Consider the following 20,473-nt stretch of genomic DNA (forward strand, 5'->3'; position numbering starts at 1 on the left):
GCCTTACGGGCGGCGAACGCGAGCTCAGGAGGCGAGGAAGGCCGGGCGGAGCATCCTGAAGACGCGGTCCGTCAGGGCGGTCCTGTCGGCGGAGCCGCCGGTGCGCAGCCATTCGCGGGCCACCGTGTCGAGCGCGGCCCCGGCCGCGGCCGCCGCCAGGTCGGCCTCCAGCTCGGGCACCCCGCGCCCCGTCAGCGCCTCGATGATCCGGCCGCGCGCCTCGTCGCGCTTCTGCAGCAGCCTGGTACGCAGCGCCGGCGTGTCCTCGATCAGCCGCATCACCTCGACCTGGGTGTTGATCCGTGCCTCCCAGTCGCGCAGCACCGCGTGCAGGCACTCCCACGGCCCCTCGCCGGCGGGCCGCGCGGCGATCTCGGCGGCCACCTGCCCGGCCAGCGCCTCGACGCCGCCGAACAGCACGTCCTCCTTGGCCAGGAAGTAGCGGAAGAAGCTGCGCTTCGACAGCCCGGCCGCCCTGGCGATGTCGTCGACGGTCGTCTCGTCGAACCCGCGCTCGGTGAACAGCTCCAGCGCCCGCCCGGCCAGCTCGGCGCGTACGGCACGCCTGGTGCGATCTCGCAGACCTTCCATGACCGCACATCCTACACCTGTTGCCATGTGTGGCACTCGGTGTCATATTTGGGCTCATGCTCTCAAGCGATGGAACCCCCAAGACCGTCCTGATCACCGGCAGCACCGGCGGGATCGGCAAGGAGACCGCCCGCGGCCTCGCCGCACTGGGCGCCCGGGTGATCCTGGTCGGCCGCGACCTCTCGCGGGCACGGCAGGCCGCCGCCGAGATCGGCGGCAGGACCGAGGCCATCGCCGCCGACGTCACCCGCCAGCGCGACCTGACCAGGCTCGCCGCCGACGTGGCCGCCCGCTGCGACCGCCTCGACGTCCTGGTCAACAACGTCGGCGCCCACCCGCCGCGCCGCACGCTCACCGAGGACGGCGTGGAGCTCACGTTCGCCGCCCACGTGCTGGCGCCGTACACGCTGACCCGCCTGCTGCTGCCCCTGCTCACCGGCCGGGTCGTCAACCTCACCGGCGGCATCCCCGGCACCCCGATCGACCCGGGCGACCTGCAGGCCGGGCGCCGCTACCTGGGCTGGACGTTCAGCCAGTACAACCACACCAAGACGATGCTGATGGCGATGAGCCTGCGCTTCGCCGAGCAGGTGGCCGGCACCGGCGTCACGGTGAACGTCGCCTACCCTGGCCACGCCCACACCCCGATGAACCGGTCGATGACCATGGCCGGCTTCCCGTACGCCTACCGCCCGCTCGTCCCGCTCCTGCGCCTGGCCGCGCCCCGGCTCCTCGCCGACCTGGCGAGACCGGCCCGCTCCAGCATCCACCTCGCGTCGAGTCCCGAGGTGGAGGGCGTGAACGGGGCGTACTTCGACGCGAAGTGCCGGCGTACGGCCTGGCCGGCCGCCGCGCTCGACCGCCGGGCTCAGGACGCCGTCTGGGCGCTGTGCGAGGAACTGACCGGAAATCGCGCGCCGGTGTGTCGAGACGGCCGGGACGGCTCCGACTGACAGGTGACGGAGCAACTCGGAGCGGAAGAAGGTGCACCATGAGCAGGATCGTGCTGGACGTGTCGATCTCCCTCGACGGTTTCTCGGCCGGCCCCGGCGTACGGATGGACGAGCCCATGGGCGACGGCGGCGAGCGGCTGCACGAGTGGATGGCGGCCGAGCCGGCGATCCGCCAGGAGGTGGACGCCTCCGTCGGGGCCGCGCTCATCGGCCGCCGCACGTTCGAGCTGGGCCTGCGCCCGTGGGGCGGCACGCCCTGGCCGTACGCGCCGGGCTTCGTGGTCACCCACCGGATCGAGGAGGACTTCACCGGCGACAACGGAGGCAGGTTCTCCTTCGACGGGCTGGAGGCGGCGGCGCGGCGCGCCAAGGAGGCCGCGGACGGCAAGGACGTTCTGGTGCTGGGCGCGGACCTGGCCAGGAGCCTGCTCGTGGCGGGCCTGCTGGACGAGGTGCACCTGCACGTCATGCCGTTCCTGCTGGGCGAGGGGACGCCGCTGTTCGGCGGCGTGCGGGCCGAGCTGGAGCCCCTGGGCGCGCCCGTCGGCGGCGTCGCCGCCCACATGCGCTACCGCGTGCGGTGAGGGGTGCCGCCGCCCGCCGGTGCCGGGGCGGCGGCTCGCGGGGCGGCTCAGCGCCAGCGCAGGAAGTCCACCGTGTCGTTGTCGCCGGGCGGCTCCTCGAGCGACCGCCCGGGGAGGAGCAGCCTGATCCTGAGCCGCCGGAGATCGACCAGGACGGCGGTGGAGCCGGTGCGGTTGACCCAGGAGGAGACGTTGTTCGCCGCCGTCGGGCCGCCGACGCCGCCGGGCATCGGCAGGTCGAACAGGTCGACGTCGTAGCCCGCGCGGACGCCGTACGCGGGGCCGCTGCGGTTGTAGTCCCGGTACAGGCACAGCGTCGCCCACGGACAGGGCTGGCCGTCGGCGAGCCGGAAGACGCCCTCCGGCAGCGCCAGGCGGGGCGCGGCCTGGGCGGGGAGCGCGGTGGCCGTGACCGCGGCGGCGACGGCCAGGCCGGTCAGCAGGCGGGCGGCGGTGGTGGTGATGCGGCGCATCGGGGTGTTACCTCCATGAGAGTGCTGCGGATCTGACGACCTCACCATCTCGTAACCATGCGAAGGAGAACAGTTACGCACAGTGACATCGCGCAGTTCATGGCGGTACGCCGACCTGGCCGAGCGGTCACCTTGGCATTCGGCCGTGATCGAAGCGTTACCGCACCCGGCGCGGGATCCCGTTTCCCGGCCCGGCCTCAGGGCAGTCGCGGTCCCATGGCTACTCTTCTTTGGATTCTCGCCGTCATCCTCGTCGTCGCCGGTGTCTACGTGCTGCTGGCCCGCCGCGACATCCTCTGGGGCATCGTCCTCATCGTCGTCGGACTGCTGGTCGGCCCCGGCGGGGTGAGCATCTTCAACGTCTGACGCCCGGCACGACCGGGCCCCCACGCGGGCCACGTCCGGCCGCCGAGCGTGCGGCCGGCCCGCCCCCGTACGAACACGTCCCCCGCACACCCCTGAGGAGAAAGCGCTCCATGGACGCCATCGTGCTGCTCAAAGACGACCACAAAACCGTGGAGAAGCTGTTCAAGCAGTTCGAGAAGGCCGGGCCGAAGGCCCACAAGGAAAAAGAGAAGATCGTCGCCCAGGTCATCGAAGAGCTGACCGCGCACACGTACATCGAAGAGACGATCTTCTACCCGGCCGTCCGCGCCGACGTGCCCGATACCGACGACCACGTCCTGGAGAGCGTCGAGGAACACCACGTCGTCGTCTGGATGCTGTCGGAGCTCAAGAAGCTCGACCCCGCCGACGAGCACTACGACGCGAAGATGACCGTTCTCATGGAGAACGTCCGTCACCACGTCGAGGAGGAGGAACAGGAGTGGTTCCCCCAGGTCCGCGAGGCCCTGGGCCGCAAGCGGCTGCAGGAGCTGGGCGAGCGGATGGCCCAGGCCAAGAGCGACGCGCCCCGGGACCCCCTGAAGATCCCCAGCGCCACCCAATGACCACCTGAACAGGACCCCTCGCAACGGGACCGCGCCGCATCCGGCGCGGTCCCGTTCTGATCACCGCATGCCCTGCCGCTCGCGCAGGACCTCCACGCCGTCGCCGGTCAGCTCGTCGCAGTACGCCGCCCGCCCGGTCATCGCCATCACCAGCGCCAGCGTGGACCCCGACACCAGCGGCCCCGACCCCGTCGCGAACGGGCCGTCCTCGGCCGCGAGCCGCAGCCCGGCGATCCGCCTCTTGCCGGGCAGCACCATGTCGGTGCCCTGGTAGTACTCGGCCACGCGGGTGAGGGTGCCGATCGGGTAGGCGCGCCGGATGCCGAGCGGCCGGCGGATGTCCTCACCGTGCACGATCGTCTCGCCCAGCATCGCGATCACCGGCAGCGGCGGCTTCGTGGTGCTGGTGACGACCCGGCGGAACCGGCCGAGCGTCTCGCCCGCGTCCGCGCCCAGCTGCTCGGCCAGCCGCATCGCGACCTGCCGGTCGAAGTCGAACCGGCACCGGATCACGCCCGCCAGCCACCGCACGCCGTTCAGGCTCGCGCCGGAGGTGAGGTGGGCGAGCACCTCGCGCACGCTCAGCCCCTCGCACAGGGACGGCGTCGCCCACTGCTCCTCGGTCAGCCCCGCCAGGTCGTCGGCCAGTGCCGCCCGCTCGGCGTGCACCAGCGCCCAGCCGCCGTCCGGGGGAGCGGCCTGCCGTCGTGCGTCCCTCATATCGTCCTTCTTCATGAGTGGTGTAACAGTCAGCAGGTACGGACTCGCGCGGCGGCCCGAAATCATCGCTCGCCGGGTCAGGTGCGTGGGGCGTACATGATGACGAGGACGCCGGCCAGGCAGACCAGGGCGCCGATGACGTCCCAGCGGTCGGGGCGGAAGCCGTCCACCACCATGCCCCAGGCCAGCGAGCCCGCCACGAACACCCCGCCGTAGGCGGCCAGGATGCGGCCGAAGTTCGCGTCGGGCTGCAACGTGGCGACGAAGCCGTACAGGCCGAGGGCGACGACGCCGGCGGCGATCCACAGCAGCCCGCGCTGCTCCCGGACGCCCTGCCAGACCAGCCAGGCGCCGCCGATCTCGGCGAGGGCGGCCAGGGCGAACAGCAGCAGCGAGCGCAGGATGGTCATGGCAGGTAGTACACCGCACATCAGGGGGTGCTCGTCCGCGGGATGATCCGCGGCCGGCCGAACAGCTCGCGGTATTCGTCCAGGCGCTGCCGGGGTGTGCCGGAAGCGATGCTCATGTCGCAGACGACCGGGGTGCCGGGGGCGGGGACGTCCCAGATTGCCTCCCTCTTGTGGCCGAAAGCCGTCGGGATGACGCGGAAGAGCTCGCATCACACGCGCTGCCAGCCTTGGACGCGCTCTTCTTCGGGCCGGACTCGTTGTCCTGGACGTGCACCGCAGCGTTCCCTTCGTGCACCACCTGGACGGGTTGGGCTGGTCGAAGGGGATGGACAGGCGGGCTGGTCGGTGTCAACGGCCAAGTGCGTGTGGTTCTGATCCGCTCGATGTGATCCAAGCCGATAGTCACGAACGCTCAGTCTGCGTGACGGCGGATACCGGCGCGGCGTGGCTCCGGTGCGTGCGCAACTGGGTCTCGGCGTGTTTGCGGAACGCCGCGACCAGGCGGCTCCGGTCGCTGGAACGTGTGGCGAGGACGACCTGGCTCGGTTCGATGCCGCGCAGCGGGATCGTGGTCAGACCGGGATGCAGGCCGGTGGCGTAGTCGAGGGGCGGGCCGATGGCCACGGCCTGCCCCGCGGCGATGAGCTCGTGCTTGTCCTCGAGATCCTCGGCGAGCGGACCGTCCGGTGCCGGGCGCCCGTCAGGGCGAGGGTCCAGGCGCCAGTAGGCATTCAGCAGTGGATCGGAGTGCCGGACGTGAGGAATCGGCTCGTCGGCTATGTCGTCGAGCGTGACCGATTCCCGGCCGACGAGAGGATGATCGAGCGGCACCACCAGGACGCGGGGCTCGTCGTACAGGACCGTGACGCGTAGCTGGTCGGTGACGAACGGCAGCCGGGTCACGACCGCATCGACGCGGTGCTCCAGGAGCGCTGATCGCGAATCGTTCCAGGCCAGAAGGCGGGTCTTCACCTCTGCTGCGGGTTCCGCCTTCCGCAAGGCGCGTACGGCCGGGGTGATGAGCAGGCCGCGGGTGTAGCCGATGGTGATTTCATGCGGCCGGGCGGCGGCCCGGGTGCGGGCCATGGCCTGGCCGGCCGAGCGCAGCAGCCCGGCCGCCAAGGGCAGGAAGACCTCGCCGGCCTCGGACAGGCGGGTGCCCCGCGTCGTACGGTCGAGCAACCGGACGCCGAGCTGCTGCTCGAGACGCCGGATCTGACGGCTCAGCGACGGCTGGGTGGTGTGCAGTGCCTCCGCCGCACGGCCGAAGTGCTGGTGCCCGGCGACGACGACGAAGCACTGCACCAGTCTCAGGTCGAGGTCGACGGGGTCGGGGAATGCGTCAGCCACACAGGTCAGAGTAGCCCGCCTGCGGTTATACGCAAAGCGTATTACCACTTCCGGATCTTTCATTGGACGGGACGGGTGGCCCAGCCGCATGGTGGACCTGCTGGAGCCGGGCCTGGCGGGCATCGCCGGCCGGCTTGCCGCGACGCCGGAATTCCCCGGCCAGGCAACAACACCCGCTCACGGAGAAGCCGAAGATCATGCAATCAGACACAGATCGCCAGGACAGTGTCCTGCCCTTTGACATCGACATCCCGGACAGTGCGCTGGCCGATCTCAGAGAACGGCTGAGCCGGGTACGCCTGCCCGACCCGGAGACCGTGCCGGACGGCAGCCAGGGCGTGCAGCTCGGACGGTTGCGGGAACTGCTGGACTACTGGGCCACCGGCTACGACTGGCGCAAGATTGAGCAGCACCTGAACGACATCGGCCAGTTCCGTACCACGATCGACGGCCTGGCCATCCACTTCATGCACGTTCGCTCCGCCCACGAGAACGCGACGCCCCTGTTGCTGCTGCACGGATGGCCCGGATCGTTCCTGGAGTTCCTGAAGGTGACCGGCCCGCTGACCGATCCGCTCGCGTACGGCGGGGACGCACAGGACGCCTTCCACGTCGTCATCCCGTCCATGCCCGGCTACGGATTCTCGGACGCGCCCACCACCGGGGGCTGGAACCCGGACCGGATCGCAGCCGCCTACGCCGTGCTGATGCAGCGCCTGGGGTACGACTCCTACCTGGCTCAGGGCGGCGACTGGGGCGGCGTGGTGGCCACCCGCATGGGCAGGCAGCGCCCGCCCGGCCTGCGTGCCGTCCACGTGAACTTCCCCGAATTCCTCGCCATGCCGCCGGTCAGCGACGAGCCGACCCCCGAAGAGGCCGCAGCCCTCGCCCAGGGCAAGGTGTTCATCGACGCCCACTCCGGTTACCACCTGCTGCAGCGCACCCGGCCGCAGACCATCGGCTACGCCCTGACCGACTCTCCCGCCGGGCAGGCCGCCTGGATCTACGAGAAGTTCCTGGACTGGGCCGCCCCCGACGCCTTCACCATGGACGAGATACTCGACCACATCTCCCTGTACTGGCTGACCGGGACAGCCGCCTCCTCCTCCCGTCTGTACTGGGAGTACGCCCGGGAGCCCCTCGGGCTGACCGAACTGGACCTGCCGGTGGGCGTGAGCGTCTTCCCCGACGAACTCACCCGCACACCGCGGATCTGGGCCGAACGCGCCTACCGGGACCTGCGCTACTTCAACGACGACGTCCCCGCCGGCGGCCACTTCGCGGCGTTCGAGCAGCCCGCACTGTTCGCAGAAGAGGTACGCAAGTTCGCGCGGACGGTGACGGAGTGAAGACGGTCGTCATCACCGGTGGCACCGACGGCATCGGCCGTGCCCTGGCCCTGACCCATGTCGATCGGGGCGACCGCGTCGTGGTGCTCGGCATCGACCCGGCCACTGAACGCCGCCTTCGCCGTGGAATTCGTCGAGCGCTGTCGCTCGACGAGCCTGAGGTACGTGAACGCCGTCCCGGCACCGTCTCCACCAGCTTCGCCGGCGAATTCGACGCCGCCGAGGCCGCGCACATCGCCCGGTCGCGGGCCACAGGCAAGCCCGTGGAGGTCGCGGTCCGGGAGATCCTGCCCTTCCTGGACGCAGGCGCCCACGGCCGGCTGGTGGCCGTCAGCGAGGGGCGCACCGTTCCGCTGGACCCGCGCGCCTCCTCGCCCGCCGACGCCCGGCGTCTGTACGAGTACACCCAGAAGGTGCTGGCCGAGCGGCCGCGCTCGAAAAAGAACATCGAGGTGCCCGAACGATGAAGTGGGTCAGTTACCGATCGTCCGACGGATCGGAGCGTTGCGGGCTGGTGCAGGGAGCTAAGATCCTCGGTCACGCCGCCGGGGTCACCTTGCTGGACCTGCTGCGCTCCGGTGAAGGGCTGGAGGCCGCTGCCGCCCTGGTGACGTCGAGCCCGGCCGAGATCGTAGATCTGGCCTGGGCGGATGTCCTGGCGCCGATTCCTGTGCCTCCGTCGGTCCGGGACTTCGCGGCCTTCGAGCGGCATGTCAGCAACGCGGCGGTCGTCGCGGGCGGCGACGGCACGGTCAGCCCGATCTGGTACAAGGAGCCGGTCTTCCACTTCTCGAACCCGGCCGCGATCAGGGGCCCGCGCGACGACGTCCCCGTTCCGGCGGGGACGAAGTCATGGGACTACGAGGTCGAGGTCGCGGCCGTGATCGCCGACGACTGCTCGGACCTGGACGCGGCGACGGCCGAGAGCCACATCGCCGGCTACCTCGTCTACTGCGACTGGAGCGCGCGCGACCTGTCCGCCCGGGAGATGGGTTTCGTCTTCGGGCCTTCGAAGAGCAAGGACGCCGCGACGAGCCTGGGCCCGTACCTGGTCACACCCGACGAACTGGAACCCCACCGGTCGGGCAAGGGCTACACGCTCACGATGAACGGCTACGTCAACGGCGAACTGTACGGAGGCGGCAGCTGGGGCGAGATCCACTGGTCCTTCGGCGAGATGCTGGCGCACGCGTCGCGGGACACCACGCTGCGGGCCGGTGACATCATCGCCAGCGGGCCCGTCGGTACCGGATGCATCTTCGAGTTGTCCGAGCACCGTGACTACCTCACGCCCGGTGACACGGTCCGGGTCGAGGTGGAGCGACTCGGCACGGTAGAGGCGCGGATCGTCGACAAGGGCGAAAAGCTCGTACCCGAGATGATGATCGCACGGAGTATCCTGATCGCCGCTCCCCCAGCGGCCGTGTTCGATGTGATCGCCGATCCCCGCCGGCACGCCCACTTCGACGGGTCCGGCACGGTCGCGGACACGATCACCGCCCCCGACCGCCTGACCCTGGGCTCGGAGTTCAGCGTCTCGATGGTGCTGTTCGACGTGCCCTACGAGGTGACGAACACGGTTCTGGAGTACGAGAAGAACCGCCGCATCGCCTGGGCCCATCCGGGCCGGCACCGCTGGCGCTACGAACTCGAGGAAGTCGAGGGCGGCACCCTGGTCACCGAGACCTGCGACTTCACCACCTCGCCGTGGGGAGAGCGCGTAGCGGGATCCGCCTGGAGCAGGCGGGATGCCGAGGCCATCGAGAAGAGCCTGCCGCGGCTGAAAGCGCTGGTCGAGCGCGGCGCCTGAACCCCACCAGCCAGGTTGAACCCACCCGGCTCGCCCTTCCTGGCGGGCCCTGACTGGCACATTGACCCAATCGCAGAGAGGAACCCCTGTGCAGATCGGCATCGGACTTCCGAATCAGGTGCGCGACGTCACCGCCTCGACCATTCCGCGCTGGGCGGGCCGGGCTGAGGAAGCCGGGTTTTCTACCCTCGCCACGACTGGGCGTTACGCGTACCCGGGTGTGAGCGACACCGTCGCGCTCGCGGCCGCGGCGGGGGCGACCACCACGATCGGCCTGCTCAGCGCGGTTCTGCTGGCCCCGACATGGCCTGGTGCCCTGCTGGCCAAGGAAATCGCCGGCATCGACGGTGTCTCCGGCGGCCGTCTCACCCTCGGGGTCGGCGTCGGATCGCGCGAGGACGAATTCACCGTGCCCGGGCACGACCTGCACGGTCGCGGCGCGCGGTTGGAAGCCGACCTGGCGATCTACCGCGAGGTCTGGGGCGGCGCGCCGGCCGGCAACGGACCGTACCCGGCCGTGCCATCGGGAACCCGGCAGGTCCCCATGCTGTTCGGCGGATACTCCGCTCGCGCGCTGGACCGCATGGTGCGCTGGGGCGAGGGCTACATCGGCGGCTCGCTGCCGTCCGCCATGACGGCGCCCAGCTTCGAGGCGGCGAAACGGGCCTGGCGGGAAGCGGGCCGCCAGGGCGCCCCGAAGCTCGTCGTGCTCGCCTACTTCGCGCTGGGCGACACCGAGACCGGCCGGGCGAACATCCAGGACTTCTACCTGCAGGCCCCCAGAGACATCGCCACCAAACGTGGTGCTCTGCACCACCCCAAAAATGATCAAGAAAGCTATCGCGGACTCCACCGACCTCGGTCTCGACGAGATCATCTTCGTTCCCGCCACAGACGCCCTCGACGAGGTCACCCGGCTCGCCGACATCGTCACCTGAACGGTCGGGCGGGGGCTTGCGGTCTTGTGCGGCGCTCGCCCCCGCCAGCCCTTGAACCGGGGGCGCCGCTCGTGCGTACCCGTGTGTACGCGGCTGGGAGTGGTGCCTGATGACGGTTCATGCGCGGTTCGATGCTCGGGCGGGGGCGCGGCTGAACGAGCGGTGGTACCCAAGGGTTTACGTCGTTGCCTTGGCCGGTGTGGGGGCGCTGGTCCTGGTAGGGGCGTTGCGGTTCGGGGGCGGGGCCGGAGTGCCGCAGATCGCCGGGCTGCCCTCCGCCGGGCCGGTCACTGAGTGGGGGTTGCCGCTGGCCCGGCTGGTGTACGAGGCGTGTGCGGCGGCTTGTGCGGGGACGTTGCTGGCGGCGTCCGTGCTGGCGCCGGCCGCGGCGCCCGAGCGGGAGTCGTGTCTGCGGGCGGCCGGGTGGTGGGCGCTCGCGTGGGCGTTCTCCTCTTTGGTGACCTATCTGCTCACCTTGTCCAGCTTCATTGCGATGCCGGTCGGCGAGCTGCTGGCCCAGCCAGAAATGCTCGGGTTCGGCGCGGGGCTGCCGCAGACGCGGGCGCTGCTGCTGGTCGTGGCCGTCACGTTCGTGGTGGCGGCCGCGACCATGGCGCCGCGCCTGCCGCGCTGGGTGCCGCTGGTGATCGCGGCGGCGGGGCTGCTGCCTCCCGCGTACGTCGGCCACGCCGCCTCCGCCGGCGACCACGACCTCGCGGTGTCCGGGCTGATGGTGCACCTGGCGGCGATGGCGGTGTGGGTCGGCGGGCTGGGCGCGGTGCTGGTGCACTTCCGCCGCTCCGGCGACCTGCCGGTGGTGCTGCGGCGCTTCAGCACGATCGCGCTGTGCTGTTTCGCCGCCGTCGCCTTCTCGGGCGCGGTCAGCGGCTGGGTACGGCTGGGCACGCCGGCCGACCTGTGGCAGAGCCCGTACGGGATGCTGCTCCTCGCGAAGGTCGCCACGCTGGCGGTGCTGGGGTGGTTCGGGTGGGCGCATCGGCGGCGCACGGTCGCGGGCGTCGCCGGCCGCAGCGTGCGCAGGACGTTCGTCCGGCTGGCGGCGGGCGAACTGGTCGTGATGGCGGTGGCGATGGGGCTGGCGGTCGGCCTGGCCCGCACCCCGCCTCCGGCGGGCGGCGAGGCCGGCGCGCACGCCCATCCGGCGCTGGAGTACGCGCTCGCGCCCTTCTCCCCGGCCGCGCTGATCACCGAGGTACGGCTGGACCCGCTGGTCGTGCTGCTGCTCGCGGTGCCCGCCGTCGCGTACCTGGCCGGCCTGCGCCGGGTCCTGGACTGGCCGCGGGCCCGCACGATCGCCTGGTACGCCGGGCTCGCCCTGGCCGCCCTGGTGCTGCTCGGCGGGGTGAGCGGGTACGCGCGGGCGATGCTGTCGGCGCAGGTGCTGCAGCACGTGGTGCTGGCGCTGGTCGTGCCGCTGCTGCTGGCCGGGGGGGCGCCGGTCACGCTGGCGGCGCGCTCCGACGCCCTCAGGAAGCGGCTCGGCCCGCGCGTCGCCATGGGCCTGGCCGTCGCCTGGCCCGCCATGGCGCTGCTCCTGTACGGAACGGGCTGGCTGGCCTGGTCGATGACCGGTTACGCCGAGCACCTGGGCACCGAGCTGCTGTTCCTCGCCGTGGGCCTGGTGACGGCGTGGGCGCTGGTGGGCCCTGACCGGCCGGCCCTCCCACCCGGGTGGCGGGGACGGCTGGCGGCGGTGGCGGGCCTGACGTACGCGGGGGTGGGGGCGTACCTGCTGCTGGCCTCCCCTGTCGCGGCCCGCTGGTTCGCCCTGGCCAGACCCCACGACGCCCCCGACCTCATCACCGACCAGTACCTGGCGGGAGCGCTGCTCCTGGTCGTCCCCCTGCTCACGCTGGCCACGTTTCTCAAGGCACAGTCCGTCCGGGGATCGAGTAAATCTGCATGGTAAAGGGGTAGGAGCTCACATCTCTTCGGTGGTCTCCCTGATGAAGACGACGGCGTCGGCCGTGGCGAGGTGGGCGGGGTCGAGGGGGAAGTACGCGAAGTCGGGCGGGACGCGGGTGCTCATGCCGGGGACGGTGGCGAGGCGGCCGGCGTCGAGGAGGGAGCGGTCCCACGGGAGGGTGGCCATGCGGCCCTCCACGGTGTCAGGGGAAGGGGGTTCGCCGGCGACCGTGCCGAGGGCAGAGGCGAGGAAGGCGTAGCCGGGGCCGAGCCTGGTCTGTGCGATCGCGCCCGCGCTCGACCAGCGCAGCACGTCGTCGCCGAACGGCATGGTGGACTCGTTGCGCTGCAGGTGCAGGTTGTGGGAGAAGGCCAGGGCGGGGCCGTGGCGCTCGGCGATGGCGCACAGGTTGTCCGCCATCATCACCGCGCGCAGGGCCGACAGCCGGGTCCAGCGGGCGGGGGAGTCGTCGGCCAGCCAATAGTGGTAGCGCAGCAGGCCGGTGGCGGTACGCGCGTACAGCTCGGCCTGCTCCCTGTCCTCGTCGCTCAGCTGCGGCTTCTGCGTCTCCAGCAGGGCGACCAGGTCGTCGGCGATCACCCGCAGCCGGACGGCCTCGGGGGAGCGGCCGATCGAGCGGGCGGGGTTCATCGCCGACTCCTCCTCCGACCAGTGCTCGTCGGCGCCGAGCAGCGCGTCGAGGGTCTCGCGGGTGCAGGGGTACGGCTCGCGCAGGAGGTCGTAGAGGCCGGTGAGCGCCTCGCGCGGGCTGTGCGCCCAGTATTCGAGCGGGCCGTCGAAGCCGAAGAAGCGCAGCTTCTCGTCATGCTCCTCGTTGTACGCCCGCATCCACCGCACCAGTTCCCTGTTGCCGGGCAGGCTGCCGAAGCCGTGACTGAAGCCGTGCTCCATGACCTCGTCGAGACTGCCCTTGCCGATGGTGACGTAGTCGTCCACGATGCGGGCCTTGAGGCAGTCGATCTCGAGCACGATCGCGCGGTAGCCGTCGTGCTCGACCAGGTGGGGGAAGAGCTCGTTGCGCAGGTCGCGCAGCTCCCTGACGCGGTGGGTGGCCTCGCCGAGCCCGAGCAGCCGGGGGCGGGCGGGCAGCGAGCCGAGGAAGGCCGACAGGGCGGCGCCGTCGAGAGGACGCGCTATGTCCTTGATGTCCATGCCTTCAACGGTATCGTTGAACTTTCGGTGTGAACTTAGCGGAGAATCCCCTGGGAAAGGCTGCGGAAAGTCTCAACCGTGCAGGTCAGGCCAGGCGACGTCGTCCACCGCCAGGAACGGCGCCGCCGCCACCGCCGCCGGGGTCATGCCGGTGAAGGCCACCACGTCCCGGTGCAGGTGCGACTGGTCGGCGTAGCCGCTGTCGGCGGCCACCGCGGCGGGGGCGTGGCCGGCGGCCAGCCGGTGGGCGGCGTGGTCGAAGCGGATCAGCTGGGCGACCCGTTTGGGTGTGAGGCCCGCCTGCGCGCGGAAGCGCGACCACAGGCGTTTACGGCTCCAGCCGACCTCGGTGACGAGCCCTTCCACGCGGACCCGGCCCCGGCGGGCCACCATCTGCCGCCAGCAGTGGGCCACCTCGGCATCCACCGTCCTGCGGACGTCGTCCCGCCGTCTGATCAGCGCGTCCTCGGCGATCGTGAAGCGCTCCTCCCAGGTGGCGGCGGCGGTGAGGCGCTCCTGGAGGTGTACGGCCGCGCGCCCCCACAGGTCGTCGAGCGCGAGCACCGTGCCGCCCAGCTCCGACGACGCGCCCAGCAGCTCGTGGGCGAGCAGCGGCGAAAGCCGCACCTGGAGGCAGGCCGTCTTCCTGGTCAGCCCCCGACCTCTGACACCCTTGGGCGCGAGCCCGGCCACGACGCGCTCGCTCTGCCGGGCGCCGTGGTCGTCCTCGATGACGAACGACGGCTCGCCCAGCTCGACGAGCACCGTCACCGCGGGGTGGGGCACCAGCGCGAGCTCGTGGTACTCGTTGGCCTGGTCGCTGAACCCCGCCATCGTGACCCCGGCCAGGCGGCCCGGCCGCGCGGGGACCGTGATGTCCCACCGCGGTCCGCGAATCGGCTGCGCTGATCGCACGCAGCCATGCTATGGCGCGCCGTCCTCGGGTCCGCGGCCTGCCCCGCACGTGGCCGGCGTGCCAGGATGCTGGGCATGTCGCAACGCGCCCTGAGCTTCGGCACGATCGCAGAAGCCTACGAACGGTACCGTCCCGGCTATCCCGACGAGCTGGCCCGCCTGGTCCTGGAGTACGCCGGCCGGCCGGTCACGACGGCGCTGGAGATCGGCGCGGGCACCGGCAAGGCCACCCGCGTCCTGGCCCGGCACGGCGTCGCCGTCACCGCGACGGAGCCCGACCCCGCCATGCTCGCCGAGCTGCGCAAACACGTCCCGGCGAACGTCACGCCGGTGCGGGCCGCGTTCGAGGAGCTGCGTCCCGGCGCGACGTACCCGCTGGTGTTCGCGGCGGCGGCGCTGCACTGGACCGACCGGCGCGAGCGGTGGGCGCGCATCGCCGCGCTGCTGGAGCCGGGCGGCGTGTTCGCCTCGTGCGGCGGGCCGCTGCTGCTCGCCGACCCCGCGGTGGCGGCGGCCGTGGCGGCGGCGCGGGAGCCGTACCTGGCCGACGACACCATCCCGGCACCTGACGGGACGCCTCCCGAGGCCGCCATGCAGTGGCCGGGCAGCGAGCTGGAGCGGTCGGAGTGGTTCGGCGACGTGGAGCAGCACGTGATCGAGCGGCGCGTCGAGCTCAGCGCCCGCGACTACGCCGGCCACCTGTCGACCGTCTCGGCCTACCTGATGCTGCCGGACGAGCAGCGCGAGCAGGTGCTGGCCCGCATCCTGGACGTGCTGCCCGCGACCGTGGAGATGACCGGCGACCTCATCCTCCACCTGGCCCGCCGCGTTCCATGACGGATCGTCAGCGGCGGATCTGGGCGGCGAGCAGGGCGACGTCGTCCTCCGCGCCGTCGCCCACCATCGTCCGCACCACCGCGTCGCAGAAGTCCTCCAGCGGCAGCCGCGCGGCGGCGGCGAGCGCGGCGCCGAGCCGGTCGATGCCCGCCTCGATGTCGGCCTCCCTGGTCTCGATGAGGCCGTCGGTGTAGAGGACGATCCTGCTGCCCGGCGGCAGGTCCACGTCCAGCGAGTCGAACATGCCGAATCCGAGACCGATGGGAGTGCCGGTGGGCGGGCGCGGGAAGGAGACGGTGCCGCCCGGGTGCACGACGGCGGGCGGCGGATGGCCTGCCGAGGCGAGCCGGCAACGCCCGGTGGCGGGGTCGTAGACGGCGTACAGGCAGGTCGCGCCGGCCGTGCCGAGGCGGGCGCGGCACGCGTCGGCGCTCTCGTCGGCCAGCCTGACCAGCATGTCGTCGAGGTGGGTGAGGAGCGCGCAGGGCGGCTGGTCGACGTACGCGAGGGTGCGCACCGCCATCCGCAGCCGTCCCATGGTGGCCGCGGCGTGGATGCCGTGGCCGGTCACGTCGCCCACGACCAGCGCGATCCGGCCGTCGGGCAGCGGGATCGCGTCGTACCAGTCGCCTCCCACGTCGTGCACGTCGGACGGCATGTAGCGGGAGGCCAGCTCCACCTCGCCGGTGCCGGTCAGGCGCGGCGGCAGCATGTTGCGCTGCAGCGCCAGGGCGGCCGTGCGCTCCACGGTGTACTGGCGGGCGTTGTCCAGGCCGAGCGCCGTCCGCGCGCCCAGGCCCTCGGCGAGCGCGAGGTCGCTCTTGGTGAACGGCACCTTGTTGTCGGTACGGACGAACACCGCGACGCCGAGGATGTCGCCGCGCGCCTTGAGCGGCACGATGATCAGCGAGTGCATGCCGACGGCGTGGATGATCTCGGCGCGGTCGGGATCCCGGTCGAGCCAGGTGCCCGGGGCGGTGACCAGGAACGGCTCGAAGTGGGAGCGGCCCGAGTCCAGCACCGTGGTGAACGGCGACGACGGGGGCACGAACACCGCCTGGCCCCGCTCCCACAGCGACTCCGGCAGGCCGTCGTGGATGGAGGTCACGCCCGCCCGGTAGAAGGCGGGCACGCTGTCCTCCGTCGCCTCCAGCCGCTGCAGCGGCTCGGCCCCCGGCAGCACCGCCTCCGCCAGGTCCACGGTGACGTAGTCGGCCAGCGCGGGCACCGCCAGGTCGGCCAGCTCCTGGGCGGTGCGGCGGACGTCCAGCGTGCTGCCGATGCGGATGCTGGCCTCGTGCAGGAGGGTCAGGCGGTCGTGGGTGCGGCTGTGGCCGATGTCCAGCGCCATGGAGCACAGGCCGACCGGGCGGCCGTCCGGATCCTCCAGGCGGAAGAACGAGGTGGACAGCTTGTGCTCCTCGCTCCGGCCCGGCGACGTCCAGTGCGCCTCACGGTCGATCTGCGGGACGCCGTCGGCGAGCACCTGCAGCATCGCCTGCCTGGCGCTGCGCGTGTCCAGGCCCGGCTCGGGGTCCGACAGGGTGCGGCCGACCTGGTAGTAGGGGAACACGTGCTGCAACGCCCTGGCCGCGTCGTTACGCCAGACGCACCGCAGGTCCCGGTCCCAGATGGCGATCGCCATGGGGGTGCGCAGCAACATCGGCTCGAGAAAGGGCCGCACAGCGGCAAGCTCGTCGCCCACGTCGCTGGGCGATTCCGCCGGCTCCCCGCCGGGCCGATTCACGGGTGTGCCCATGAGGGACCCATTTCCACCCCATGCCCGGATATGCGGGATGAGCTGCGCGGATGCGCCGCCGCGCGGGTCATGGTGATCCGTGCGGCGGCGCGTCCGGACGGGGGTCAGGTGAGCTGGATGTAGTCCAGCTCGGCGTAACCCGTGCCGCCGGCGAAGTACGGGGAGCCCTTGGCGAGGCGGATGACGTTGTAGCCGGCCCGCAACGTCACCGTCGTGCTGACGGTCGCGCCGAACTGGCCCCACGCCGCCGTCGGCGGGTAGCTGACCGTGCTCCACGCCCCGCCGTTGTACGCGAGCCCCTGCGTGGCGGTGGCCCCCGTGCCGTTGGCGTAGCCGATGGTCAGCGTGTACGCCCGAGCGCTCGGCACGTTCACCACGAAGTCCACGTAGCTGTCGGTACGCGGCGTACCCGAGTTGTCGATGCGCCCCACGTACCCGCCGGCCGACGCGCTGGAGGCGGTCAGCCGCTGGGCGCGGAAGACAGAGGCGTTCTCGGCCTCGTACCGCTGCTGGAAGGCGGGCACGCCCGAGGCGGGCTCGACGAGCAGCTGGTAGGCGCTGGTCGCGACCATGTTCGGCACGGACACGCTGAGCTGCCCGTTGCTGACCGTCCTGGTCGTGGTGGAGACCGTGGCCGGCGCGCCGACGGCGGTGAACCGGCCGCTGGACGGCGTGGACAGCAGCGTGACCCGCACGCTGGAGCCCAGCGCGCCGAGCCCGGTCAGGTTGACGGTGTTGGTGCCGGACTCGTTGCCGAACACCACGTTGACGATCCTGCGCGTGGGGTCGTAGGCGGCGAACCCGTCGAGCCCGGACGAGGAGGTGGTGGTCGTGACCATGTTTCCGGCCATGTCGCCGTACCACTTGTACAGCCACCACGTGCCGGTCGGCTGGGAGTTGCCGGTGACCAGGCCGTTCATGGTTCCGTACTCGTACCAGAAGGCCCGGTGCGCCGACTCGGCTCCGCCGCGCTCCAGCTTGGCGACGTAACTGGCGATGCGGCCGGGCACGTCCACCTCGGCGGGGGCGGCGTACTCGTTGATCGACAGGCGGCGCGGGCTGATGCCCAGCGACGCCTCCAGGTTGCGGTAGTCGGCGATGTCGGCGGCGATGCGGTCGGGGTTCTGCAGCTCGTGCCAGCAGATGATGTCCGGCAGCGTGCCGGTGTCGCGGGCGCGGGTCAGGAACGCCTGCATCCACGAGCGGTTGTAGGTGGCGGTGCTGGGGCCGACGATCGGGGTGAGCGTGTCCAGCGCCCGCACCGCCCGGTACGTCCGCACCCACCCGTCGTTGAACGACCCGGCGGCGCTGGTGTTCCAGGTGTAGTCGGGCTCGTTCCACAGCTCCCAGCCGAGCACGTTGGTGACGGTGGTGGCCGCGAGCCGCGCCCTGACCATGGTGTTCACCTTGGCCAGCCAGTCGTCCCAGCTCACCCACCGGTAGGGGAAGTCGGGGTAGATGTCGGGCATGCGGATGTACTGGCCGGCGCCGACACGGTCGGCCTGCGGGGCGATGAGCAGGGAGTCGCCGCCGGGCGGCTGACCGTTGGGTCGCTGGCCGACGCCGGGCGCGGGCTGGGTGAGTGAGTTGACCTTGATGGGGAGCAGGGTCGAGTCGGCGGGGCGGTTGTTCTCCGCCAGGCCGTAGAGGCCGCCTGAGGCGGCGTGGGTGACCGGGCGGAACGGGCGCGCGACGTCGACGGTGAGCGTCGCGCCGGCCGCCGCGGCCGGTGCGGCGCCGGTCACCACGGTGGCGGCCGTGGTGACCAGGGCTAACGCGATTGCGGTGAGCGTACGGGCCATGGGGGGTCAGGCTCCTTCCTGTGTCGGGGGGTGCTGGTCGGCGATGGGGAGGAAGATCCGCATGGCGGACGGTCCGCGCCGCGCCCAGGCGTGGTACGGCCGCAGCGGCACGTCGAACCAGTCGCCGCCGTCGCCGCTGAGCGGCCGGTCCCGGTAGGACCAGGCCTGGTCGGGCACGCCACGGGCCCGGCCGCGGACCACGGCGCCGCCGGGGACGGCGCGCGGGGCGGAACCGGCGTCGATGGTGAGGGCGTCGAGGACGCCGGGTGAGGGCAGGTCGGCCGACTCCACGCAGAGCACCTCGGGCCCGCGCTCCACGGCGACGCAGCCGCGTACGGCGTCGATGCGCGGGTCGGGCCAGGTGAAGCGGGGCGTCATCGGCAGCTCCAGGACGATCTCGTCCCCGGCCGCGAAGGCCCGCCGCACCTGGGCCAGCCCTGGCGCGACCGTCGTGGTCCGCCCGCCCTCGGTGAGCGTGGCTCCGTCCGCCCAGCCTGGCACGCGCAGGGACAGCGTCCACGGCTCGTCGGGGCCGGCGACGACGCGGACGCGGACGGTGCCGTCGTCGGGGTAGGCGGTCTCGACGTCGAGGGCCACGGGCCGCCCGCCGGGCAGCTCGGCGCGGATCTCGCCGGCGGCGTACTGGAGCAGCTGCAGCCCGTCGTCGTCCACGGTGGCGAGGTAGGCGTGCAGGCCGGCCAGGGTCCGGGCGACGTTCGTCGGGCAGCAGGACACGTCGAACCACGCGGCCCGCACGCCCGCCTCGGCCCTGGGGCTGACCTCGTCAGGGTCGGCGGGCCGTCCGGCGGCGCGCTGGTGCAGCGGGTTGGCGTAGAAGAAGGCCCGACCGTCGGCGCTGGGCGAGGTGGCGACGACGTTGTAGAGCGTGCGCTCGATGAGGTCGGCGCAGCGGACGTCGCCGGTGGCGAGGTAGAGCCGCCAGGACACCATGATCGAGGCGACGCCGGCGCAGGTCTCGCAGTAGGCGCGGTCCGGCGGCAGCTCCCAGTCCTCGCCGAAGCCCTCGTCCTGGTGGCGCGAGCCCATGCCGCCGGTGACGTACGTGCGCCGCGCCACCGAGCGCTCCCACTGCCGCCGCACGGCGTCGAGCAGCCCGGAGTCGCCGGTCTCGACGGCGACGTCCACCGACGCGGCGGCCAGATAGAGGGCCCGCACCGCGTGGCCGCGCCACACGTCCGCCTCGCGTACCGGAATGTCGTCCTGGAAGTAGGCGCGCCCGAGCGGGATGTCCTTCAGCCTGCCGTGGCCGCGCCGCTCGATGAACAGGCGGGCCTGCTCGACGTAGTGCGGCTCGCCGAGCGCGCGGCCGAACTCGGCCAGCCCGACCTCGATCTCCGGGTGCCCGCAGACGCCGTCGATCCCGTCGGGGCCGAACGTGCGGCACACGTGGTCGGCGGCCCGCCGGGCGACGCGGACCAGGTCGTCGTCGCCCGCGGTGCGCAGCCTGGCCACCGCGGCCTGCAGCAGGTGGCCGGTGTTGTAGAGCTCGTGGCCCATCTCCAGGTCGCTGTAGCGGGGCGGCCTGCCGGGATGGCCGAAGCAGGTGTTGAGGTAGCCGTCCGGGTCCTGGGCGCGGGCGACGCGGGCGGTCAGCCGTTTGATCGCCGACTCCGCCTCGGGGTCGCCCGACCTGGCGCTCTCCCAGGACAGCGCCTCCAGCAGCTTGTAGACCTCCGAGTCGGAGAACGACCAGCCGGGCCGGTCGGGGCTGGTGGTGCCGTCGGCGACCCGGTCGAAGTTGGCGAGCCAGCCGAGGCGCTCCATCCACGACTCGCAGTGGGCGAGCGTCGCCGTGGCGTTCACGGTCTGGCGGCCGCCCCAGAACCCGCCGGTGAGCGAGACCTGCGTGAGCCCGAGCGGGCGTACCCGGCCGTGCGAGGGCAGCACGGGGCTGGTCATACGGCGTTACCT

20 protein-coding genes are annotated in these 20,473 nt (G+C 72.1%); 10 read left to right on the top strand and 10 right to left on the bottom strand.

The features are described 5' to 3' along the window. Window positions 1-24: 24 nt before the first annotated feature. Entirely contained in the window at window positions 25-591 is a 567-nt protein-coding gene (locus AB0K12_RS41850) for a TetR family transcriptional regulator (protein ID WP_364573683.1), read from the bottom strand. A gap of 56 nt (window positions 592-647) precedes the next feature. Between AB0K12_RS41850 and AB0K12_RS41855 the strand changes: the two genes are divergently transcribed. Together AB0K12_RS41855 and AB0K12_RS41860 are read left to right on the top strand one after the other, a co-directional pair. Beyond that, on the top strand, window positions 648-1,544 hold the full coding sequence (locus AB0K12_RS41855; protein WP_364573685.1) for an SDR family NAD(P)-dependent oxidoreductase: 897 nt from the start codon (window positions 648-650) through the stop codon (window positions 1,542-1,544). Window positions 1,545-1,582: 38 nt separating this feature from the next. Next, the gene (locus AB0K12_RS41860) at window positions 1,583-2,128 is read left to right on the top strand and encodes a dihydrofolate reductase family protein (protein WP_364573687.1); all 546 of its coding nucleotides are present in this window, start codon (window positions 1,583-1,585) and stop codon (window positions 2,126-2,128) included. A 47-nt stretch (window positions 2,129-2,175) separates the two neighbouring features. On the opposite strand, the gene AB0K12_RS41865 is transcribed toward AB0K12_RS41860, so the two are convergent. After that, complete coding sequence (locus tag AB0K12_RS41865; protein WP_364573689.1) at window positions 2,176-2,601, bottom strand: peptidase inhibitor family I36 protein; 426 nt, start codon at window positions 2,599-2,601, stop codon at window positions 2,176-2,178. 216 nt (window positions 2,602-2,817) lie between these two features. Between AB0K12_RS41865 and AB0K12_RS41870 the strand changes: the two genes are divergently transcribed. Continuing rightward, window positions 2,818-2,967: a GPGG-motif small membrane protein gene (locus AB0K12_RS41870; protein WP_345405630.1), complete on the top strand. Its 150-nt coding sequence runs from the start codon at window positions 2,818-2,820 to the stop codon at window positions 2,965-2,967. Between the two features lie 110 nt (window positions 2,968-3,077). Then, window positions 3,078-3,551, top strand: a complete 474-nt coding sequence (locus tag AB0K12_RS41875; protein ID WP_364573691.1) for a hemerythrin domain-containing protein — start codon at window positions 3,078-3,080, stop codon at window positions 3,549-3,551. 60 nt (window positions 3,552-3,611) lie between these two features. Here the strand turns inward: AB0K12_RS41875 and AB0K12_RS41880 are convergent, their stop codons facing one another. The 3 genes from AB0K12_RS41880 to AB0K12_RS41890 form a co-directional block, all read right to left on the bottom strand. Next, complete coding sequence (locus AB0K12_RS41880; protein WP_364573693.1) at window positions 3,612-4,271, bottom strand: maleylpyruvate isomerase family mycothiol-dependent enzyme; 660 nt, start codon at window positions 4,269-4,271, stop codon at window positions 3,612-3,614. Between the two features lie 77 nt (window positions 4,272-4,348). After that, the gene (locus AB0K12_RS41885; RefSeq protein ID WP_364573695.1) at window positions 4,349-4,681 is read right to left on the bottom strand and encodes a YnfA family protein; all 333 of its coding nucleotides are present in this window, start codon (window positions 4,679-4,681) and stop codon (window positions 4,349-4,351) included. Window positions 4,682-5,083: 402 nt separating this feature from the next. Further along, complete coding sequence (locus AB0K12_RS41890; RefSeq protein WP_364573697.1) at window positions 5,084-6,031, bottom strand: LysR family transcriptional regulator; 948 nt, start codon at window positions 6,029-6,031, stop codon at window positions 5,084-5,086. A gap of 197 nt (window positions 6,032-6,228) precedes the next feature. Here AB0K12_RS41890 and AB0K12_RS41895 point away from each other — a divergent pair, with 197 nt between their 5' ends. From AB0K12_RS41895 to AB0K12_RS41915, 5 genes are all read left to right on the top strand, one after another. Next, a complete protein-coding gene (locus AB0K12_RS41895) occupies window positions 6,229-7,380 on the top strand; it encodes an epoxide hydrolase family protein (protein ID WP_364573699.1) in 1,152 nt (383 codons plus the stop codon). After that, the gene (locus AB0K12_RS41900; protein ID WP_364573701.1) at window positions 7,377-7,847 is read left to right on the top strand and encodes a hypothetical protein; all 471 of its coding nucleotides are present in this window, start codon (window positions 7,377-7,379) and stop codon (window positions 7,845-7,847) included. The genes AB0K12_RS41895 and AB0K12_RS41900 overlap by 4 nt, the downstream gene beginning before the upstream one ends. Further along, entirely contained in the window at window positions 7,844-9,190 is a 1,347-nt protein-coding gene (locus tag AB0K12_RS41905) for a fumarylacetoacetate hydrolase family protein (RefSeq protein ID WP_364573703.1), read from the top strand. The genes AB0K12_RS41900 and AB0K12_RS41905 overlap by 4 nt, the downstream gene beginning before the upstream one ends. A gap of 88 nt (window positions 9,191-9,278) precedes the next feature. Further along, window positions 9,279-10,238 carry an LLM class flavin-dependent oxidoreductase gene (locus AB0K12_RS41910; RefSeq protein ID WP_364573705.1) on the top strand — a complete coding sequence of 320 codons (960 nt, stop codon included), beginning with the start codon at window positions 9,279-9,281 and terminating at the stop codon, window positions 10,236-10,238. Window positions 10,239-10,327: 89 nt separating this feature from the next. Continuing rightward, entirely contained in the window at window positions 10,328-12,058 is a 1,731-nt protein-coding gene (locus tag AB0K12_RS41915; RefSeq protein ID WP_364573878.1) for a cytochrome c oxidase assembly protein, read from the top strand. Between the two features lie 12 nt (window positions 12,059-12,070). Here the strand turns inward: AB0K12_RS41915 and AB0K12_RS41920 are convergent, their stop codons facing one another. Both AB0K12_RS41920 and AB0K12_RS41925 read right to left on the bottom strand, forming a co-directional pair. Next, window positions 12,071-13,228 carry an erythromycin esterase family protein gene (locus AB0K12_RS41920; RefSeq protein WP_364573707.1) on the bottom strand — a complete coding sequence of 386 codons (1,158 nt, stop codon included), beginning with the start codon at window positions 13,226-13,228 and terminating at the stop codon, window positions 12,071-12,073. Window positions 13,229-13,300: 72 nt separating this feature from the next. Then, window positions 13,301-14,143 (bottom strand): helix-turn-helix domain-containing protein, encoded by an 843-nt coding sequence (locus AB0K12_RS41925; RefSeq protein ID WP_364573709.1) that lies wholly within the window; start codon window positions 14,141-14,143, stop codon window positions 13,301-13,303. A gap of 75 nt (window positions 14,144-14,218) precedes the next feature. On the opposite strand from AB0K12_RS41925, the gene AB0K12_RS41930 reads away from it, so the two are divergent. Next, the gene (locus tag AB0K12_RS41930) at window positions 14,219-14,980 is read left to right on the top strand and encodes a class I SAM-dependent methyltransferase (RefSeq protein WP_364573711.1); all 762 of its coding nucleotides are present in this window, start codon (window positions 14,219-14,221) and stop codon (window positions 14,978-14,980) included. A gap of 7 nt (window positions 14,981-14,987) precedes the next feature. Here AB0K12_RS41930 and AB0K12_RS41935 read toward each other — a convergent pair whose 3' ends face one another. The 3 genes from AB0K12_RS41935 to AB0K12_RS41945 all read right to left on the bottom strand — a co-directional run bounded on the left by AB0K12_RS41935 (window position 14,988) and on the right by AB0K12_RS41945 (window position 20,461). Continuing rightward, window positions 14,988-16,664 (bottom strand): SpoIIE family protein phosphatase, encoded by a 1,677-nt coding sequence (locus AB0K12_RS41935; protein WP_364573713.1) that lies wholly within the window; start codon window positions 16,662-16,664, stop codon window positions 14,988-14,990. Between the two features lie 179 nt (window positions 16,665-16,843). Continuing rightward, window positions 16,844-18,541 (bottom strand): CBM35 domain-containing protein, encoded by a 1,698-nt coding sequence (locus tag AB0K12_RS41940; protein ID WP_364573715.1) that lies wholly within the window; start codon window positions 18,539-18,541, stop codon window positions 16,844-16,846. A 6-nt stretch (window positions 18,542-18,547) separates the two neighbouring features. Then, window positions 18,548-20,461, bottom strand: coding sequence for a beta-L-arabinofuranosidase domain-containing protein (locus tag AB0K12_RS41945; protein ID WP_364573717.1), 1,914 nt, complete (start codon window positions 20,459-20,461; stop codon window positions 18,548-18,550). Window positions 20,462-20,473 lie beyond the last annotated feature (12 nt).

Origin of the sequence: Nonomuraea sp. NPDC049419 (assembly GCF_040676995.1) — a bacterium.
Taxonomy (GTDB): Bacteria; Actinomycetota; Actinomycetes; order Streptosporangiales; family Streptosporangiaceae; genus Nonomuraea; species Nonomuraea salmonea.

Excerpts from the sequence above, each read along its gene's own strand:
- AB0K12_RS41905 (WP_364573703.1), top strand. The coding sequence starts at position 7,844 with ATGAAGTGGGTCAGTTACCGATCGTCCGACGGATCGGAGCGTTGCGGG.
- AB0K12_RS41880 (WP_364573693.1), bottom strand. The coding sequence starts at position 4,271 with ATGAGGGACGCACGACGGCAGGCCGCTCCCCCGGACGGCGGCTGGGCG.
- AB0K12_RS41875 (WP_364573691.1), top strand. The coding sequence starts at position 3,078 with ATGGACGCCATCGTGCTGCTCAAAGACGACCACAAAACCGTGGAGAAG.
- AB0K12_RS41895 (WP_364573699.1), top strand. The coding sequence starts at position 6,229 with ATGCAATCAGACACAGATCGCCAGGACAGTGTCCTGCCCTTTGACATC.
- AB0K12_RS41855 (WP_364573685.1), top strand. The coding sequence starts at position 648 with ATGCTCTCAAGCGATGGAACCCCCAAGACCGTCCTGATCACCGGCAGC.
- AB0K12_RS41865 (WP_364573689.1), bottom strand. The coding sequence starts at position 2,601 with ATGCGCCGCATCACCACCACCGCCGCCCGCCTGCTGACCGGCCTGGCC.
- AB0K12_RS41930 (WP_364573711.1), top strand. The coding sequence starts at position 14,219 with ATGTCGCAACGCGCCCTGAGCTTCGGCACGATCGCAGAAGCCTACGAA.
- AB0K12_RS41860 (WP_364573687.1), top strand. The coding sequence starts at position 1,583 with ATGAGCAGGATCGTGCTGGACGTGTCGATCTCCCTCGACGGTTTCTCG.
- AB0K12_RS41945 (WP_364573717.1), bottom strand. The coding sequence starts at position 20,461 with ATGACCAGCCCCGTGCTGCCCTCGCACGGCCGGGTACGCCCGCTCGGG.
- AB0K12_RS41870 (WP_345405630.1), top strand. The coding sequence starts at position 2,818 with ATGGCTACTCTTCTTTGGATTCTCGCCGTCATCCTCGTCGTCGCCGGT.
- AB0K12_RS41850 (WP_364573683.1), bottom strand. The coding sequence starts at position 591 with ATGGAAGGTCTGCGAGATCGCACCAGGCGTGCCGTACGCGCCGAGCTG.
- AB0K12_RS41885 (WP_364573695.1), bottom strand. The coding sequence starts at position 4,681 with ATGACCATCCTGCGCTCGCTGCTGCTGTTCGCCCTGGCCGCCCTCGCC.
- AB0K12_RS41940 (WP_364573715.1), bottom strand. The coding sequence starts at position 18,541 with ATGGCCCGTACGCTCACCGCAATCGCGTTAGCCCTGGTCACCACGGCC.
- AB0K12_RS41920 (WP_364573707.1), bottom strand. The coding sequence starts at position 13,228 with ATGGACATCAAGGACATAGCGCGTCCTCTCGACGGCGCCGCCCTGTCG.